Origin of the sequence: Catenulispora rubra, from assembly GCF_015356825.1 — a bacterium.
Taxonomy (GTDB): Bacteria; Actinomycetota; Actinomycetes; order Streptomycetales; family Catenulisporaceae; genus Catenulispora; species Catenulispora rubra.
The window spans coordinates 87,469-103,622 of record NZ_JAACYW010000005.1; the positions used below are offsets into that span (position 1 = coordinate 87,469).

The 16,154-nt window shown below is 63.4% G+C and carries 18 protein-coding genes and 1 pseudogene; 9 read left to right on the forward strand and 10 right to left on the reverse strand.

The genetic code is table 11. The annotated features are described in order from the left end of the window. Positions 1-62: 62 nt before the first annotated feature. The 3 genes from GWK61_RS03405 to GWK61_RS03415 all read right to left on the reverse strand — a co-directional run bounded on the left by GWK61_RS03405 (position 63) and on the right by GWK61_RS03415 (position 2,795). A complete protein-coding gene (locus tag GWK61_RS03405; protein ID WP_194904787.1) occupies positions 63-1,661 on the reverse strand; it encodes a hypothetical protein in 1,599 nt (532 codons plus the stop codon). 39 nt (positions 1,662-1,700) lie between these two features. Further along, positions 1,701-2,216, reverse strand: a complete 516-nt coding sequence (locus GWK61_RS03410; RefSeq protein WP_194904789.1) for a DUF8175 domain-containg protein — start codon at positions 2,214-2,216, stop codon at positions 1,701-1,703. A 258-nt stretch (positions 2,217-2,474) separates the two neighbouring features. Beyond that, entirely contained in the window at positions 2,475-2,795 is a 321-nt protein-coding gene (locus GWK61_RS03415; RefSeq protein ID WP_194904791.1) for a hypothetical protein, read from the reverse strand. Positions 2,796-3,062: 267 nt separating this feature from the next. On the opposite strand from GWK61_RS03415, the gene GWK61_RS03420 reads away from it, so the two are divergent. The 4 genes from GWK61_RS03420 to GWK61_RS03435 all read left to right on the forward strand — a co-directional run bounded on the left by GWK61_RS03420 (position 3,063) and on the right by GWK61_RS03435 (position 5,986). Beyond that, on the forward strand, positions 3,063-3,515 hold the full coding sequence (locus GWK61_RS03420) for a helix-turn-helix domain-containing protein (RefSeq protein ID WP_194904793.1): 453 nt from the start codon (positions 3,063-3,065) through the stop codon (positions 3,513-3,515). Positions 3,516-3,678: 163 nt separating this feature from the next. Continuing rightward, positions 3,679-4,206, forward strand: coding sequence for a hypothetical protein (locus tag GWK61_RS03425; protein WP_194904797.1), 528 nt, complete (start codon positions 3,679-3,681; stop codon positions 4,204-4,206). Continuing rightward, entirely contained in the window at positions 4,203-5,390 is a 1,188-nt protein-coding gene (locus GWK61_RS03430) for an MAB_1171c family putative transporter (RefSeq protein ID WP_194904799.1), read from the forward strand. Before GWK61_RS03425 ends, GWK61_RS03430 begins: the two co-directional genes overlap by 4 nt. After that, positions 5,387-5,986, forward strand: a complete 600-nt coding sequence (locus GWK61_RS03435; protein ID WP_194904801.1) for a hypothetical protein — start codon at positions 5,387-5,389, stop codon at positions 5,984-5,986. Before GWK61_RS03430 ends, GWK61_RS03435 begins: the two co-directional genes overlap by 4 nt. A 136-nt stretch (positions 5,987-6,122) precedes the next feature. Here the strand turns inward: GWK61_RS03435 and GWK61_RS03440 are convergent, their stop codons facing one another. Further along, positions 6,123-6,320, reverse strand: coding sequence for a hypothetical protein (locus GWK61_RS03440; RefSeq protein WP_194904803.1), 198 nt, complete (start codon positions 6,318-6,320; stop codon positions 6,123-6,125). A 112-nt stretch (positions 6,321-6,432) separates the two neighbouring features. Between GWK61_RS03440 and GWK61_RS03445 the strand changes: the two genes are divergently transcribed. Next, on the forward strand, positions 6,433-7,293 hold the full coding sequence (locus tag GWK61_RS03445) for a C40 family peptidase (protein WP_194904804.1): 861 nt from the start codon (positions 6,433-6,435) through the stop codon (positions 7,291-7,293). A 211-nt stretch (positions 7,294-7,504) separates the two neighbouring features. After that, complete coding sequence (locus tag GWK61_RS03450) at positions 7,505-8,263, forward strand: hypothetical protein (RefSeq protein WP_194904807.1); 759 nt, start codon at positions 7,505-7,507, stop codon at positions 8,261-8,263. Positions 8,264-8,638: 375 nt separating this feature from the next. On the opposite strand, the gene GWK61_RS03455 is transcribed toward GWK61_RS03450, so the two are convergent. From GWK61_RS03455 to GWK61_RS60555, 4 genes are all read right to left on the reverse strand, one after another. Then, on the reverse strand, positions 8,639-8,932 hold the full coding sequence (locus GWK61_RS03455) for a hypothetical protein (RefSeq protein ID WP_194904809.1): 294 nt from the start codon (positions 8,930-8,932) through the stop codon (positions 8,639-8,641). Positions 8,933-8,942: 10 nt separating this feature from the next. Beyond that, a complete protein-coding gene (locus tag GWK61_RS03460; protein WP_194904810.1) occupies positions 8,943-9,599 on the reverse strand; it encodes a replication-relaxation family protein in 657 nt (218 codons plus the stop codon). Between the two features lie 1,382 nt (positions 9,600-10,981). After that, positions 10,982-11,239: a hypothetical protein gene (locus GWK61_RS03465; protein ID WP_194904812.1), complete on the reverse strand. Its 258-nt coding sequence runs from the start codon at positions 11,237-11,239 to the stop codon at positions 10,982-10,984. Between the two features lie 257 nt (positions 11,240-11,496). After that, positions 11,497-11,685 carry a helix-turn-helix transcriptional regulator gene (locus GWK61_RS60555; protein WP_369125546.1) on the reverse strand — a complete coding sequence of 63 codons (189 nt, stop codon included), beginning with the start codon at positions 11,683-11,685 and terminating at the stop codon, positions 11,497-11,499. Positions 11,686-12,067: 382 nt separating this feature from the next. On the opposite strand from GWK61_RS60555, the gene GWK61_RS03475 reads away from it, so the two are divergent. Continuing rightward, positions 12,068-12,799: a helix-turn-helix domain-containing protein gene (locus GWK61_RS03475; RefSeq protein ID WP_194904814.1), complete on the forward strand. Its 732-nt coding sequence runs from the start codon at positions 12,068-12,070 to the stop codon at positions 12,797-12,799. A 55-nt stretch (positions 12,800-12,854) separates the two neighbouring features. Beyond that, entirely contained in the window at positions 12,855-13,562 is a 708-nt protein-coding gene (locus GWK61_RS03480; RefSeq protein ID WP_194904817.1) for a hypothetical protein, read from the forward strand. A gap of 65 nt (positions 13,563-13,627) precedes the next feature. Here GWK61_RS03480 and GWK61_RS03485 read toward each other — a convergent pair whose 3' ends face one another. Next, positions 13,628-15,250 carry a recombinase family protein gene (locus GWK61_RS03485; RefSeq protein WP_194904819.1) on the reverse strand — a complete coding sequence of 541 codons (1,623 nt, stop codon included), beginning with the start codon at positions 15,248-15,250 and terminating at the stop codon, positions 13,628-13,630. Between GWK61_RS03485 and GWK61_RS55965 the strand changes: the two are divergent. Next, positions 15,243-15,494 (forward strand): annotated as a pseudogene (locus GWK61_RS55965) (hypothetical protein); the annotation flags it as partial. The gene GWK61_RS03485 and the pseudogene GWK61_RS55965 sit on opposite strands and share 8 nt — an antisense overlap. A 168-nt stretch (positions 15,495-15,662) precedes the next feature. On the opposite strand, the gene GWK61_RS03495 reads toward GWK61_RS55965, so the two are convergent. After that, positions 15,663-16,145, reverse strand: coding sequence for an SUKH-4 family immunity protein (locus GWK61_RS03495; RefSeq protein WP_194904821.1), 483 nt, complete (start codon positions 16,143-16,145; stop codon positions 15,663-15,665). Positions 16,146-16,154: the final 9 nt, after the last annotated feature.

Genomic DNA, 16,154 nt, shown 5'->3' on the forward strand with positions numbered 1-16,154 from the left:
GCGCTCAGGCTGCCATCCGTAGTACGTCCGGCTACCGGGCGCTGCGGAATCAGTCGTGGTCATCAGGTGGCCTCCGTGAAGTCGTCCTTGGTCGGTTCGTCAGGCCGCCGTTTGTTGATCGGCTGCTGCACCACCGCGGGCATCTCGACGGTGGGCGGGTCGCTGCGGGACGCGGCGGCCGGCGGGACTGCTTCCTCCTGCGCTGGCATGGAGCTGGGCGAGGCCAGTGGCGGTACAGGCGCATCCTGCCTGAGTTCGGGTTCGGGCATGGTCGGCGGCGGTGCGCCGCGGTCCACCTCGGACGGCAAATCACCGGACCCGAAATCATGGATTTGCGAGCGCTCACCTGTCGGCATGGCCGGGGCCCCGCTACCCGCAGCAGCCGAATCGGCGTCAGTCGAACTTGAAGAGACGCGAGCGTTCGAAGGCTGGGCCTTCCACAGCGCGCCGTGGTGCCCGGCACGGCCGGCGGGTTGGGCGTACGGGTTTGCTCCGGCAATGCCGGCATGCCCGGCCATCTGCTCCATCCGGCCCGTGAGGGAGTTGACGCCCTTTTGCGCCATGCTCATAGCGGCCAGCGCAATGCCACCTGCGCCCGTGGCTGCCGCTACGCCCTTAGCCGCTCCGGAGGAGCCGGCTGCGGCCGATCCCGCACTTCCGGTGGCGGCGTAGGTAGCTGCGCCTTCCTGCCTGCGGGCCATCGCGGCGCTGGTGCGAGCTTCCGCCTCCTGACCGAACCGGTCCGGCGAGCTGCCGGTGGGAGCCCCGACCGTTCCTGAAGCCATCTGGCCAGCGGCGAAGCCGAGTAGCGCACCCAAACCTGCTCCCCCGCCGACTTGCACGCTGGCGAAGGAGAAGAATCGGGCGACCGCCGGCCACGCGACTGCCGCCATCAGCAGCACCAGCATGCCGACAAGCATCGTTTCGATGTCCTTGGAGTCACCCGTCATCGAGAGCCCGAGGGCGAAGACCAGCGCGATGATCGGCTTGAGGACGAGCAACTGGATGGCGGCTGCGACCATCTTCGACCACCAGGCCCTGGTGGCCTCAGAGACCTGTCCGGAGGCGGCGATTGGGGAGCTGGCAACCAGCACAGCGAACGCGGCGTTGCGTAGCAGCAGCTCGAACCACAGCACGACGACCAGCAGGATCCCGAGGATCGCGAAGATCAGCAGGAGGGATGCCGACATGCCGTCGTTCCAGGTCACCAGGTGCGAGATCTTGTCGCTGAGGGCCTGGGTGGAGCCGAAAGACTGTTTGACGATGAACGCGGAGAGCTCATCGGCGGCGGTCAGGGCGGTCCCGGCGATGGTGAGCGTGAGTAGGAACGCCATCGCTGCCTTGCCGACACCGACGATGCCTTGAGCCAGCGCATTGCCGTCGTGCGTGACAGCGGTACGGATGATCTGGACGAAGAGCAGCAGGGCAGCGATGACCGCGGCCAGACCCATGGAGATGCCATAGACGCTCTTGACGCCGCCGCTGGCGAGGTCGACGTTCGGGATCGCGACGAACGCCTTGGCGAACGCCCCGAGTAGCTGTGCTGCGGACTTGGCAAAGTCCTTGCAGATCGCGTCCCAGGCACTGGAGGCCGCGCCCCCGACCACGCTGCCGATCGCATCTCCGACGCAGGCTGCCGGGTCAAGCAGAGAGCACGCCATGACGGCCGCCTCCTTGGTGTGTATGTGTCTTCGCGTCGTTCATCGGGTGAAGTCCTGCCAGCCATTGGCGGTGGCCTGGGCCGAGCCGGGTGTTGCCGACAGCGAGGAGTAGTCAGTGGTGTCAGCGGTGGTGTCGGTGACCTTCCAGTCCGCGGCCGCCCAGTGCAGGGTGATCGGGAAGACGCCGATCCGGGTCTGAGTGCCGGCGTCAGGAGTGGAGGTGGTGTAGTCGCACAGCAGCAGGACGCTGTCCTCGTCGGTGCCCTGGCTCCGGACCTGGTACTGGACTGGACTCAGCACGACCGAGGAACCGGACGGGACCTGGCCGCTGGCCGGCAGACCGAGCGCCTTGCGGGTGGCGATCGGCCCTTTCGCCAGGTCCGCCGGGGCGGTAGTCCAAGCGGGATCCGCGGTCAGGCGGCCGACAGCAGCAGCGCGGTCGGGGTCCAGGGTGGAGCCGATTTGGGTCCAGAACTCCACCGCCGCGGACACCGCACCGACCGCGGTGTGCGGATAGCCGACGTACATGCCGTTGACCAGGTTCGCGCCACGCACCAGCGCCACTGGCCCTTTCAGACCGGGGGCTGACGTGCTGATGGCTGGAGGGCTTGGGGTTGTGACAGCGCCGGGCGCGGCGACCGCCGCCAGCGGGTGGGAGTTCGCTGGCTTCTTATGCGCTGACGCAGCTTGCACGCACAGCCCGACCGTGGCGAAGGCGAGCAGACCAAGCGCTGCGGCGATCAGGTAGTAGCGCGCACGGCGAGGTTGATCGAGGAACTGGTTGTTCATGAAGATCGGCTCTCGTACCGGCCGCTACGCCGCTGCGCCGAACACCTGGTTAACCAGCGGGATGGCTATCGCGCAGGTCAGGACGCCGCCCAGGCTCCAGATCAGGGCACGCTTGCCCTTGTCCACCGAGTCCGGCCTGTTGGACAGCGAACCGACGCCCATGATTCCGCCGGAGACCACGGCGCTGATCGCGCAGGCGATCAAAGCACCCCACTTGGCATAGCTGAGCAGCAGATTGACCCCTTTCGCGCCGCCGGTGGGGTCGGCGGGCGCGGGGTTGCTGATCGGATCGGCCAAGATCGTGGTGGCCTGGTGAAAGGCCGCCATCACATGCACGTACGACATTGGGGTAGCTCCTTGCTGGCGGAGACCACGCCGGACGGGCCGGTCGACGACCGGATGAGGTCTGGGGGGTCCGAGATGACTCAGGGCGTTAGCCACAGCTAACGGCGAAGGAGCATCATCGTAAGCGACAGCAAATGCATGACGTCAACTACAGCTAACGTGATCTAGGTCACCTTGATTACTTTGCGTCAACCACAGCTGATGAGGCATGCTCAGCAGTAACGGAAAGTAGGCGCGAGTAATGACGCGGAAGGAGTTGATATCGAGATGACACCGCAGGCCGGCGAGAACAAAGCACCCAGCACGCTGGCAGAGCGGCTGGACCACCTGTTCAACACGGTCCACCCCAAGGACCGTGGCCCGTTCTCCTACAAGGAGGTCGAGGTCGCGATCAACGAAGCTGCGGGCGAGAAGGTGATCTCCTCCGCCTACATCTGGCAGCTGCGCAAGGGCGAGCGCACCAACCCCTCGGCGGTCCACCTGGCAGCACTGGCCAAGTTCTTCGGGGTCAGAGTCGACTACTTCACCAGCGACGAGGTGGCGACGCGCACTGATGAGCAGTTCAAGATCCTCCAGGCCATGCGTGACCAGGGCGTAAAGCACGTGGCTCTGCGCGCAGAGGGGATGTCCCCCCAGGCCATCGCCTCGATCCTCGCCGTGATGGACACCTACCGTCAGGCCGAAGGGCTCCCGCAGATCGAGGATGATCCCGACCGCTGAGCACAGAGCGATCTGCTGGCCTGTGATCCCGATCACGACCATTTCGTGATCTCCGAGAAGGTCAGCTAACCTCCCTAAAGCCGGGAGTGAGCAGGATGTCCGTTTCCTGCGGCACGGGTCCATCTGACGTGATCGTTCCTCCCGTTCAACGGGAGGATCACCAGTGAACGACCTGAAGCGGCTTCGCGCCGCCTGCAAAGCACGGCTGCGTGACATCGAGATACCCAGGCCCTTCGACCTGGACGAGTTCGCCAGGAACGTGCAGGCCCACCGTAATCGGCCGCTGCTTATTCTGCCTGCACCGGATCCGACCAGCGACGACATGCCCTACGGCTCGTGGTGGGCCACAGATCACGGAGACTTCATCTTCTACGAGCCGCACACCACGGAGCTTCACCGCACACAGATCGTCCTGCATGAACTGGCCCACATGCTGTGGGGTGACGAGGCTGCCGGCGTAGCGGACTCTCCGGCCGCCAACACTGGCCTGCCCGATATCGAGCCGGCGGCCATCCGCACCATGATGACGCGTCACAACTACAGCACGCCTGAGGAACGCCGAGCCGAGTTGCTCGCCTCTCTCATCCTGGAAGAGACGGGCATGGCGCCTGCCCCAGCTGCCGAAGACGGTCTGGCGGCACGTCTCTCTGACGTGCTGGGCAACCCCCGCAGAAAGCGCAGCCTCCGATGACCGCCCTGGTGACGATCCTGTGGGTCGCGGTGATCTGGCGTGCCACGCCGATCCGACAGGAGCGGTGGAAGAGGGCACTCTGGGTGGCGTTCGCCGCCCTTGCCGTCGCGCTCACCGCCGAGCTTGCGCCCGTCTCTCGCTTCCTGGACCAGACTGGCGGAGTCACAGACCTGGGCACGCTGATCAAGCACCTGGCCGGAATCGTGGCGTGCGCTGCACTTCTGGACTGGGTCATCGCCCTGAACTCGCCCACGACACCGCCGGTTCCCGCTCGTCGCGTGGCGGTACGCCACGCGATCGCTCTCGCGGCGATGGCCGCTATGACCGTCTTGTTCTTCCAGATCGATCGTCGCGAAACCACGAACTTCGCCGAGACGCAGGCAGGCAGTGGAATCGCCACCGCCTACCTGCTCACCTTCGAGGTCTACCTCGGCGTGGCCATGGGCATCGCGACCTGGATGTTCCTAACCGTCCTAAGAGATCCGAAAACGCCGCGCGGCCTCCTGGCCACCGGGGTCTGGACCTTGGCTGCGGGCACCAGCCTGGGCGTGGTGTACGCAGCCCTACGTAGCGAGGTGCTGACTGACCAGCTGGTTGGAGGCCACGGTCCAGGCGGCGATCGGACTGCGATGTCCGCGACGGACGCCATCCAGGCCGCAGCAATCCTGCTGATAATCGTCGGCACATTTGTCCCGCCGGTCGCCAGAGCGAAGGCAGCTCTCGCGGACTACCGAGCGCTATACCGACTGCATCCGCTGTGGTGGGATCTCACCGCAGCCACGCCAAAGATCGTGTTGGGTTCACGCCGGTCTCGCACACAGGATCTGCTCACGGTGCGGGACCGTCGTAGCCGGCTGATCCGTCGGACCGTCGAGATCCGCGACAGCGCTCTTCTGCTACGGGGACTGGTCGACGAAGGCCACTACGCAAGCGCCCGAGGCCGGCTTGCCGACAGTGGGCTGTCCGGCGAGCAGTTGGAAGCAGCGTGTGAGGCCATGTGGCTGCGCGCGTCCCTCGACGCGAAAAGCGCCTCACGCAAGCCCGTTGGATCGGCACGCAATCCGGCACCCCATCCGAGTCTTGATCTGGCCGAAGAAGTCCGATGGCTGTGCAAGGTCGCCAACGCCTACCGTGACCCCGCCGTGCGCACCACGGCCACCCGTCTCGTACTGGAGCCCAAATGACCACGCCCACTACCACTACCGGCCTGGACCGGACCTTCGCTCGGCGGGTCACTGACGGCCTAGAGCCCAAGAACTGGATACTCCTGGTCACCGTACTGATCGGCTGGCACGCCGACCGCCTTGCCGGAATCGGCTGGGGCCTGCTCGGCGCGACCTTCGCAGCCGTCCTTCCCGTGCTGTTCATCAAGGTCGGCATGAAGCGAGGTAAATGGGCTGACCGGCACGTGGGCGTCAAGGCTCACCGACTGATCGTGATGAGTTTCATCATCGCCTCGGTGACAGTAGGCATTGCTCTCATGGCGTCGCTTGGCGCGCCGCGCATCATGATCGCCTTGATCGCGGCGATGCTCGTGACGCTGGCAGTTCTCATGTCGATCACCACCGTCTGGAAGGTCAGCGTTCACGCCGCGGTGTCCTCCGGCGCTGTCGCGATGCTTGCCATCGCGTCCGGACCGGTCATGCTCGTGGGGTATGCGCTAGTCGGCCTCGTCGGTTGGTCGCGGGTCGAGCTGAAGGACCACACTCGCGGCCAGGTCTTTGCCGGCGCCGCGCTAGGTGCTGCCGTAGCCGCCGCAACCTTCCTGGCGATCAAGTAGCACCCCAGTCCATGCAGTGGAGATCGTCGCGGACATCCCTCGTGCGACATCAGCCACAGCGTACGGCTCGAACCTGTCACGCCATTAGCTACAGTTGACAGAGGCCATTAGCTACAGCGTACGCTGTGCCAACCACTCATTCGCTGTAGCGAATGTTCAATGGCGCGTCGTCGTTGGTCCAGCCCTCTTCAAGGTTCCGGCGCATCCGGCGCCGCGTCCTGCCATCGAGGGGGCGCCATGCCGCATCCGCAGTCCATGCCGGCGACGCGATGAAGAAGGCCATTCCGATAGCGGGGGCCACCGCTGCAAGCCCGTTCGCGCTCGTACTCGCCATCGCAATGAGCGTCGGAGGATCAGGTGTCATCGACGCCAGTACAGCCGCTGCCACAGCCGTCGCGTGCCAGGCCCCGGTGACCACGGGCTCGGCGGCCGGGGACGGTACAAACTTGTCCACTAGCCAAGTCGGCAACGCCCAGATCATCTACAACGTCTCGGTGGCGATGGCGCTGCCAAGCCGAGCTGCGACGATCGCCATCGCCACCGCGATGCAGGAGTCACGGCTGGAGAACTTGACCGTGGCGGTAGACCACGACAGCCTCGGTCTCTTCCAACAGCGGCCGTCGGCTGGCTGGGGCACACCCGCGCAGGTCACTGATCCGGTATACGCATCTAAGGCCTTCTACGATCACCTCGTCCTGGTCCCCAACTGGCAGACGCTCCCCCTGACGCAGGCTGCACAAGCCGTACAGATCAGCGGCTTTCCTGACGCCTATGCACAGTGGGAGACTCTGGCTTCCGGACTAGTTGCCACCTTCAGCGGGGCCGCTACCGCCTGCGCGAGCGACAACGGCGGCGCCGGAGAGACCTCCGGGGGCGGCACGAGTACAACGCTTCCTGCCGGTTTCACATTGCCGCCGGGAACTCCGGTGAAGGTCCAAATCGCGGTCGCCTTCGCCTTGGCACAGCTGGGCAAGCCCTACGTCTGGGGCGGAGTGGGCCCCAGCGGCTGGGACTGCTCAGGCCTGGTCATGATGGCCTACCAGAAAGCCGGCGTAAGCATCCCGCGCACCAGCTCCGAGCAAGCCCTAGTCGGCACACCGATCTACAATCCCAAGGACATCCAACCCGGAGACCTGCTGTTCATCGCCGGCACGGACGGCACCCCCCAGGCTCCGGGACACGTGGGTATGGCAATTGGCAATGGCTTAATTGTGGAAGCCCCCCACACAGGGCTTGACGTGCTAGTCGGCCCGATTGCCGGCTACTGGATGCAGAACCTCGCGTCCATCCGTCGCTACGTGCAGTAGCACCGAGTCCGCGCCCTACCCGGTCGTGTTCGCCGAGACACTGAGGCGAAGGCCACGGACCAGCGCCACAGGCGTAAACACCAGGTACTGTCTCCAATAGCGCCAATCCGATCAAGAGGTCAGTGTGTCCCAAGAGCCCATACCGCTGTCGTTCGCCCCTGAGGTTCCTGAAGCAGACAGAGCTCTAATCAACTTGCTGAGCCGGGCGGATTTGACCGAGGCCACCTCTGAGGAGTTCGACGCCTACCCGGGACAGGGGTGGGGGGCCACGGCTGTCGCCGCGGCTGTCACGACCGGTGTCTTCCTGTTGATCTGGCTCATCGGCGGCGCCCCATATCTTGCAGCAGCCCTGGGTTTCGCCGCAGTGATGGCGGGCCTTGGGTGGCAGGTCTTCGGGAAGGACAACGGACCATCCATCAGCCGCGCCCAAGCCGCTGCGCACAAGTGGCGCAACCACTTCGTGAGCACCGACACCCTCACCCCCGAAGCTGTTGCTCTCTTTAAGAGCCTACAAACCACAGTCTCGCAGATCTCGGCCTGCGAATCTGCCGCCGAACTACTCGACGGTGCCGTGGCCCTCGATGACCTCGCCGACCAGGCTTGGCAGGTCGTTCTAGATCTGTCCGAGTACAGCAGGCTGCGCCGGACGACAGCGCGCGGTAGCAAGGCTCAGGCTGGTGAGGCAGCCGCGCTACGCACTCTGCTCGACGAGAAGTTCGCTTCGACCCGTAGCCACGTGGCGACGCTCCAAGAAGTCGCCAAGGCCATGGGCGAGGCAGACAAACGTCTGCGCGCGGAGCAAGGGCGATCCAAGACAGACGAACGCCAGGATAGAGCGCTGGAAGCCAGCCGCGACTCGGTGGTGGACCTGGCCGCCAGCACCGCGCGCGACGCCATCGCCATCAGCGATGCTGAACAACTGCTCCGCAGATTGGCTGATTCGGGCCCTGGCCGCGAATCACAGCAGTAGCCGCGCCAGCCGATCTTCCAACACTGCGCAAAGAGCAAGCGAGTGTCTAAGCAAAACTGCCCATAGCGTGTGGCAGGCCGCGCAACATACGTCGTGGCGGCGCGGGGCCGTCCTTCCAGGCGCATGGACCGAAGGGTCAAAATGCAGATGAAGCCGAGGAAGCACAGGAGGAGCAATAACCGCCTATCGTTGGACCAATGGTTCTCCTTAACAAGCGTGCTCCTGAAGCTACTGGTCGAGATCTTTAAAGACTGAGATCAATGTAGGCTGACCCTCCCCGGAAGGCCAGCCTACATATGAGTCGTAGATTGAACGGCAACGCCGACAAGCCACTGATCAACATGTCCGCGGCGTGCGTGATCTGTCGGTGGCCGGTTACCCCTGGGAACCCTCGACTACCAGTCCGGGCAGGGCTGGCTGGGCGAAGGCGACGTGAGCGGACGGCGGACGGCCCAGCCGGGGAGCGGGCGGAGGGTCGTCGATCGCTGACGGGATCAGCGGGATACAGGACTCCTGTCCGAGGCCGTAGTCCTGGAGCAGGCCGAGCGTGGCGATGTGGCCGGTGATGAACTCGCCGTAAGCCTTCTGGAGCTCAGGATTGTTGTTGGCCATCCAGCGCACGTCCTCAGCACGCCGGTACAGGGCCTGCAGCGACGCGTTGTCGAGCACTATCAGCACCTCAGGAAAGCGGAGGCCGTAGGCCGATCGTCAGTGCGCTCGGTTGATCCGCTGATAGCGGGCGTAGGCGGCCAGCTTCTCGGCCACACGTGCAACCGTCATCGTGGCACGGTCCATCTCCGCCAGGATGACCCGGTCGCTCCGCTGCCCCCCCGGCGTCGACTGTGGTTATGCGGAAGACGGCGTCGGTCACCAAGTGTGGGCTGCCGAATGCGGCGTAGCCGCCGGGACCGGTCGGATGGACGATCTCCTGGGTCCAGTCCAGATAGGTCATCTCGTGCCCAGCCCGCCGGGCGGATGTCAGGATGGCGGTGCCGAGGTCATTGACGGCCAGGGTATGCGAGGGATCAAGGGTCGTAATCCTGGCCGGGTCTAGGCGCCAGATGCGCGGCACGACCCGTCGGGAGTCCTCTGCGACCGCCGCGCCGGCGGTGGTGACGTACCAGAGCAGCTCCCGCTTGCCCCGGCGACCGAGGTTACCTATCAGCCCCTGGTCACGCAGAAAACTGAGGGCGCGACGCAGATAACTACTGCTGGTGGCCGTCGGTGTGAGCCAGGCGTGCAGGTGCGCGGTAGAGACGACGCGGTGGGCATAGATCGCGGCGATGGCTTCGGCTTCCAACGGGGACAACTTGCCAGTGCGCGGCGCGGCGGTCACCACGGCAAGGTTCCGGTCGTCCCGGCCGCCCAAGGCACGAACGGAGATGATCTGATGAGCATGGGGCGAACTCTATCCAGCGATGATCTTCGCCTTCGGGGCCGGTGCGCCGCGCGACTGCGCGGGTGCTACGGAGACTGCGAGCGCACCGACAAGTCCAACCCGCAGATCATCGAACGCGATCTGGCGCCCTGTTCGAACTGAAGAACACCGCCCACGCCCACGAGCCGATCGGGCACAGCACGCCTGGCAACCTCGACCCCGACTTCCCTCTCCCCGGGTGCCGCCGCAGTCCGAGGTGGTCAGCTCCGACGCTGGCGTGATCACCGGGAGATCAGAAGCGCCCCGCGGTCCAGACGATCCTCTGGAAAACAGGCAGCGGCAACAACTCGTCTTTGGGGACCTCCAGCGGAGTACCGCCCGGGAAGAAGACACCACCACACCGGTGGCAGTACCACCCGTGACGCCACACTAATGAGGCCGCTGGCCGACCACCCCGTATGCGGCTGTTGGCCCGAACGCGCTCAAGAAGCAACGCCGCGATGAGGAGCAAGGGAAGTCCCGCAAGCACGGGGATCATCCACGCCCCGGCACCGACGTTCGGCAACTGCGAGCCACCGGGTGACCCGGCGCGCGTCGCAACTCTCACGATCAGGATGCCAACGCCCACAAGCGCAGCAAAGAAGACCCCCGCAGCCACCAGTCCCCCGGTTCGCCGCTCAAGCGGCGACGGGGCCAGCGCGCCGGCGACCGACGAGACAGACATGCCGCTGTGTGCGCTGTATCCGTAAGCAGCGTAGCCTCCGACCACGCCTACCGACCTTGCGCTACCGCCGTAGGACGCGATCCCATCTCGATAGACGGCCGGCACATGCTGAACGCGCTCGACCTGTCCACAACCAGGGCAAGATAACTGCAACTCCCCCGGCCGCAACACAACCCCCATGACTACCTCCTGAATCACTCTACTCTGGTCAGAGACCTAGATCGGCAACCCTATCTCGTTTCCACCGCGTTCCCTATACCTCCATACAGAGTCGTTGCCGGCCGTTGGGTAGAACGCAATATGGGCGCGACCCATGACGGGTCGCGCCTACATTCGTCATTCACATAACTTCATCAAGGATCCCCGCTCCAGCGCCTCCCAACTGTCGGGCGGCGCGCAACAGTGCGACCATTTTACTCTGACGGCACCAGGCCGAACGTCCGTGATAAGTCCCGTGAGGTAACACCCACACTTCGCCTTTCGGGTCGATTGCCACCGGCGACCGATCCAGGCCTCATCGAAAGACGAACTGTAGCGATCATAGATATTGATGTTCTGCATAACGACGCCTCCATTTCGAGCGAGTGAATCGGATTTACGTACGAGCAAAATGCCGCTAGGGCGCTGCGGGTCGGAAAGCTTCTGCAGACAGCGCACTTTCTTCGCCTTCGTCGCCCGGCGGAAGCCCCGCATAAAATGCGTCAGCTCGTTCATCGAGCTCCTGGTACAGCTCGGCCATCGACTGCCAGTCCTCGCGGTACTGCTCAGGAAGATCCTCGGCGGTGAGACCCCAGCAGAGAGCGCCCCAAACGCCCCCCTCCCAATCGATCTTATTTCGGACGTCATCCCCCGAGCCCAGCGGGAAGATGGGCATAGTGCCTCCATCAGAGCTTATTGTTTCGTTGCTCGGCGCAGCCGAACGCGGATACTCAGCGGCCCGCCGAAAGTCGACGAACCGATGAACGTTTGCGGACCGCCCATGCGCGACCACTGAAGGGCGAACGCCGACCAGGGGCGGCCAGGTGTAGATGGGGTCGGCAACGGCCCCGAAACGGTGCGCAGACAAGGCGCTGCGCGGAGGTTACCAGCCCGCCCCGGAGACCTGCGCCTTATCCCGTATGCGATGACCCATCATCGCTTTCGTCCTTGTAGCCATTCGCGAACATCCTCCACGTCGTACCGACAGCTTCTGCCGACCTTGTAGCGAGGAGGACCGGTACCAGCCCAGTTCATTTGATAGAGAGTCTTAGGCTCAATCTTCAGAGCCGCAGCCAGCTCGGCATGACTCAGATAGTCCCCGATAAACTTCGTCGTCTTCACGCCTCGCCTCAATTCCAGAGATGGTAACTGCCTTCCCGTGATACACCGATCCTCAATTCGGCTAGCGGTGGTCGAGCCGGCCTCTAGGCCTCTATCGGCGCCATTGGGCTACGGCACCTGGGCTCGGGCTGACGGTCGAGCCCGGGTGCCGACCAAAGGCCTTCCTGCGTAAGGCGCCGCTGGCAGCCACTCGGCGTATGCCAGATCGCTATCGCCACGTGCTGGGTCGTGCGATGCGACCTTGATGACGACGCTTCTCGCATGGGGAGCAGCGTGGAGTGAATCCACAGCTGAGGGAGGTTGAACACAGACACTCCAGTGTCGATTCGACATCGAGTGAGGTCGTTACGACCTCGTTGGTCAACTGTCTCAACCGCAGTAGATGGATGTCAACATGGATGCTAAAGTTGTCGATATGACATCACCCGTTGGCGAAGGCATCCCAGGCGCGAGCCGGCTCGAAACCACCCCCAGCTCCGCAGTGGCGGAACGCATCCGAGAGGCCCGTAGGCGTCGCGGCTGGTCAGCAAGCGAGCTTGCAGACCAGTGCAGCCAGGCAGGTTTTCCCATTACCAAGGCCGTTCTCGCGAACATCGAGAGCGGTAGGCCGAACCCCGATGGGACCCGCCGCCGTGATGTCACCGTGGACGAGCTCTTGGCATTCGCTGCGGTCCTGGACGTCGCCCCCGTCTACCTCATGGGCCTACCCGACGGCAGTCACGGCGTGAGGATCACGGAGTCGACCGTCGTAACCAATCGGGACGAGCTGTTGATGTGGATCCGCGGCGACCAGCCACTGCCCGGTGCGGATGCGCGGCTGTACCTCACCGCAGCTCTTGAACAGTTGCCGGCGGTCGATTCAGCACAGGTCATCGACCAGCTTCGCCGAGCAGTCCTTCAGGACCGCGCAAGAGAGCTCACTGCGCAGTTCAATGCGACCGCAGCCAGCATCGCCGCGGACGCGAACACTGAAGTTGAGAAGGTGATTGCCAACGTTGGGGCAGCCCTCGCGAAGGGTGCCACAGTGGAGGACGTTCTAGGGCTCTTGCGCACAGCTAGCGCTCAGCTTGAAGCTCGCGCCGCCTCCCTGGTCGATGTCGATACGACATCATAGTGAGCCGTATTGACATAGAGTTGCCAACCGCCTCATCATGGTCGACGGAGTAGTGATGGCTTCCCTCGAAGGCGGCGTTATGTCAGGCCTTGAACACTTGCCCGAAACCACCGGAGCCAGCCTTCCCGTCGAGCCTGCCATACCGCTCACGCGCGGAATGGTGGCTATCACGGTCCCGCCCGCATCCCAGCCGGACATTTCAAATATCGGAAACATCGTGCGATTTATCGCCGAATGGCAGCCGGACAGACTTTTGCTGACGGCCCCGGGGCTGGCGTGGGGTTGCCGCCAGGACCTCATCGAGCTGTTGAAAGAGATCCGCCGCGTCTACCAGCTTCCAGTCGTCATCCAAACAAACGCTCTTACGGTGCCTGGCGTACCCCAATGGAAGAATCAATGCCTGGAAACGTTTGCCGCACTCAACATGACACCCCATGCAGGCATCTACGCGCCAGCCCCGGGCTGGTATAGCGTGTGTTCGAGCGAACCCCCTATGTCGACTTACGCGGGCGCCATTGCAATCCTTCTCGCCCGAGCGTTACGCGCTTCCGTCCTATGTGCGGGAGCAGATCGCATGGGAATCATTGAGGAAACGGTAGGAAAAACCCATAGCGATGGCAAGACGCTGTGGGGAATCGAACTCGCCGAGAAGGCAAGGCAAGGTTTCCTCATACTTGAGTCAACACCGCTGGAGACCAAGCCGACGGTCGTTCCGATACACCGTGACGGATCTTTTACCGTTGCCGGCGTGACCTACAACTAGGAACCTGTTCGACTACCTAGAGTCTCACGACACTGTCCATCGATCGAACACCATCGAAATACCGTCTACGGCATTTGCGCTAGTCGACTTCTCAGGTCTTCAGGAATAAAAGCCTCGATCCTACCCTGCCACGCATTTACTCTTATGCCAGAATCAAGAAGTAGCTGCCGTCGAACCTCGGAATCGGGTGCATTCGTCCATGCATCAGCATAGGTTTCGCCTGTCTCCTCCGTAACCCACTCCGCCTTGCGCTGCGGCAGTTCCATCAGGCGCTTACGGGTCGAGGCAAGATTTCCGATCCGCTCCCTATATTCCTCTTCACCGTCCGGATAGTCGTAAAGGCCTTCGTCGTACTCTTCACGCACGCCAGCCATCGCCCGGACGACTTGCTCTAACTCCATGGAATGATCCTCGCCTGGCACGTAAACCTTGCGTACTACCGAAACCTTTCCCAGGTAGTGAGTCGCCATCTGTTCCACATACGCAGAGAGGTCAGCTCCACGAAAGGTCGCATCAGAGCAAGCCTCGACCCGGATTTCGACACCATTCTCATCAAGCCGTTTTTTGGGCGTGCATCGGTAATATTCGTACACCTTCTTTGCCGACTTATTGACCACTCGGTAAAGCCTGCTCTGACACTGACCGCAGTGAACAATTCCGAGCAGAGGAGCGGTCCCTTCTGCACTGCGTTCCATTGTTTTTGCCCGCTTGGCCAGTGAGAGCTTTAGCGCAGCCCACTCTTCTGCCGTAAACAGTGGTTCTGCGACGACGATGGGGAGCCCAGCTCGATCCCGCAGCGGCTTACGTTCCCTGACACTCGGACCGGTTAGCTTGATGCCCATACACGCGTCAGAGTTGAGAATCTTTCCCACCGAAGAGGGGTTCCACACATCTGAAATCGCCCTTCTCCTTGGTTTGGCTGGGTTCTGCGGCGCATAGTAGCGTGCGGGAGTCACAGCTTTTTCCGCTGTAAGAATCTTTGCTATCTCTAACTGACTCTTGCCAGCAGTTGCCAAAGCTCCCATTCGGCGCACTATCTTTGACGTGACCGGATCTGGTGCGAGGCTTTTGCCCTGGCCATCAGGAGCATCGACGATCATATAGCCGAAAGGTGGCTGCCCTCCCGGCCAGCGCGGAGTCCGCCGCAGATACGCATGGGCATCCTTTGCGCGATTCTTGATCCGCTTGAGCTCCATCTCCGCAAACAACGCCGCGAGCATCAAGAAGATCTTGGCCATCATCGTGGCCATCGAGTCTGCCTCGCTGCGAAAGTCGAGGGTTATGTTGTCGTCTGTGAAGATCAAGATCTTTTTGTGCGCCTCGGCCCAGCGCGCCACGTCGACGCAGTCAAAGATCGACCTGAACGCCCGATCCACCTTGGCAAAGATCATCGCGTCCCAGGCGTCGGCCATACCGTCAGCCGAGTCGTCAAGCCACGGCCCTAGGTCAGGTCGGTCGAACGGAGCTACAGTTGCCGATACGTCAAGATCCTCGAAGAACCCGACGACCTCCATGTCCCGCTGCTCGGCGTGACGAACGCCGGCCTCACGCTGGGTCAAGTGAGAGGTCTTCTCGTTCCCCTTCACAACTGAGACTCGCGCGCCCACGACTGCTCTGATCATCAAGCCATACTCCCTGGTCAGCTGCGATTCCGCCAGTTGTAATTCCGCGTAGATGCGGTGGCGCATCGACTACCAGATGGCGTCGGCCAACCTCGCGGCGCTCGCATCCTCCGCGGTGACGGAGCGCGCCGCGAGTTATGGGGAACGCTGGTCGGACCACGCTCCGGTGACGTGCGCTTACGACTGGGACCTCGCGGCGGTGCCGGCTCCTCGGCATCCCGCAGACGGAGAGCTCCTCTCCGACGCCGCCGACCACGTCCAGGGCGTCACGCATCCTCGGGCCGCAGCAGGATCACCACCGACTGGGTGAAACCGGTCGTGATCGCGAGTTCGCGGCTCACGCGATCGACTCGGCCAGCGCGAGCAGCCCTGACAACCGCGCGGTGCGGGAAGGACCCGACAGTAGACCCGGGTGCCGGCTCCGCGGCACCTCCGCCAAAGAGATCTCCGGACCCGGCCCGCCTGAGTCGACGCGGAACTACCCCGGATAGTCACCGTTCGCCAAGTCATCGAGGAACGCGCCCCAAAAACCATCCGGGTCGAGCGTGGCAACACGATCGATTCCGTCGATGACATCTCGAACACTTCTGGCCACATCAATGGACACGCGCATGTCAACGCCTTGCGGATAGAATGGCGCCATCCCCAGCACCGCGTCGAGACAATCCACGAAGGAAGTCAGACTGTCATTCACCGCGATAGCGGCATCGGGCCTCCAGGTAGCCAGCAACAAGACCCGGTGAGACGCGCGGTCCAGGCACAACTCGTCATCTTCCCGCGAATATCCGATCACCCATCCGTCCACGTCGTAATCAAGATCGGCGGTCGACGGTCCGCGGAGTTGATCGACAGCCCGGAAGATCGTGAGAACATGCTCGGGCAGCCCTCGACCTTGGAGCGTCGCCACTGCCGAAGCATCCATGCCATCCGCGGGAGGAATATAAAGGCGCCTGTCAGCCATGGCGGGAGC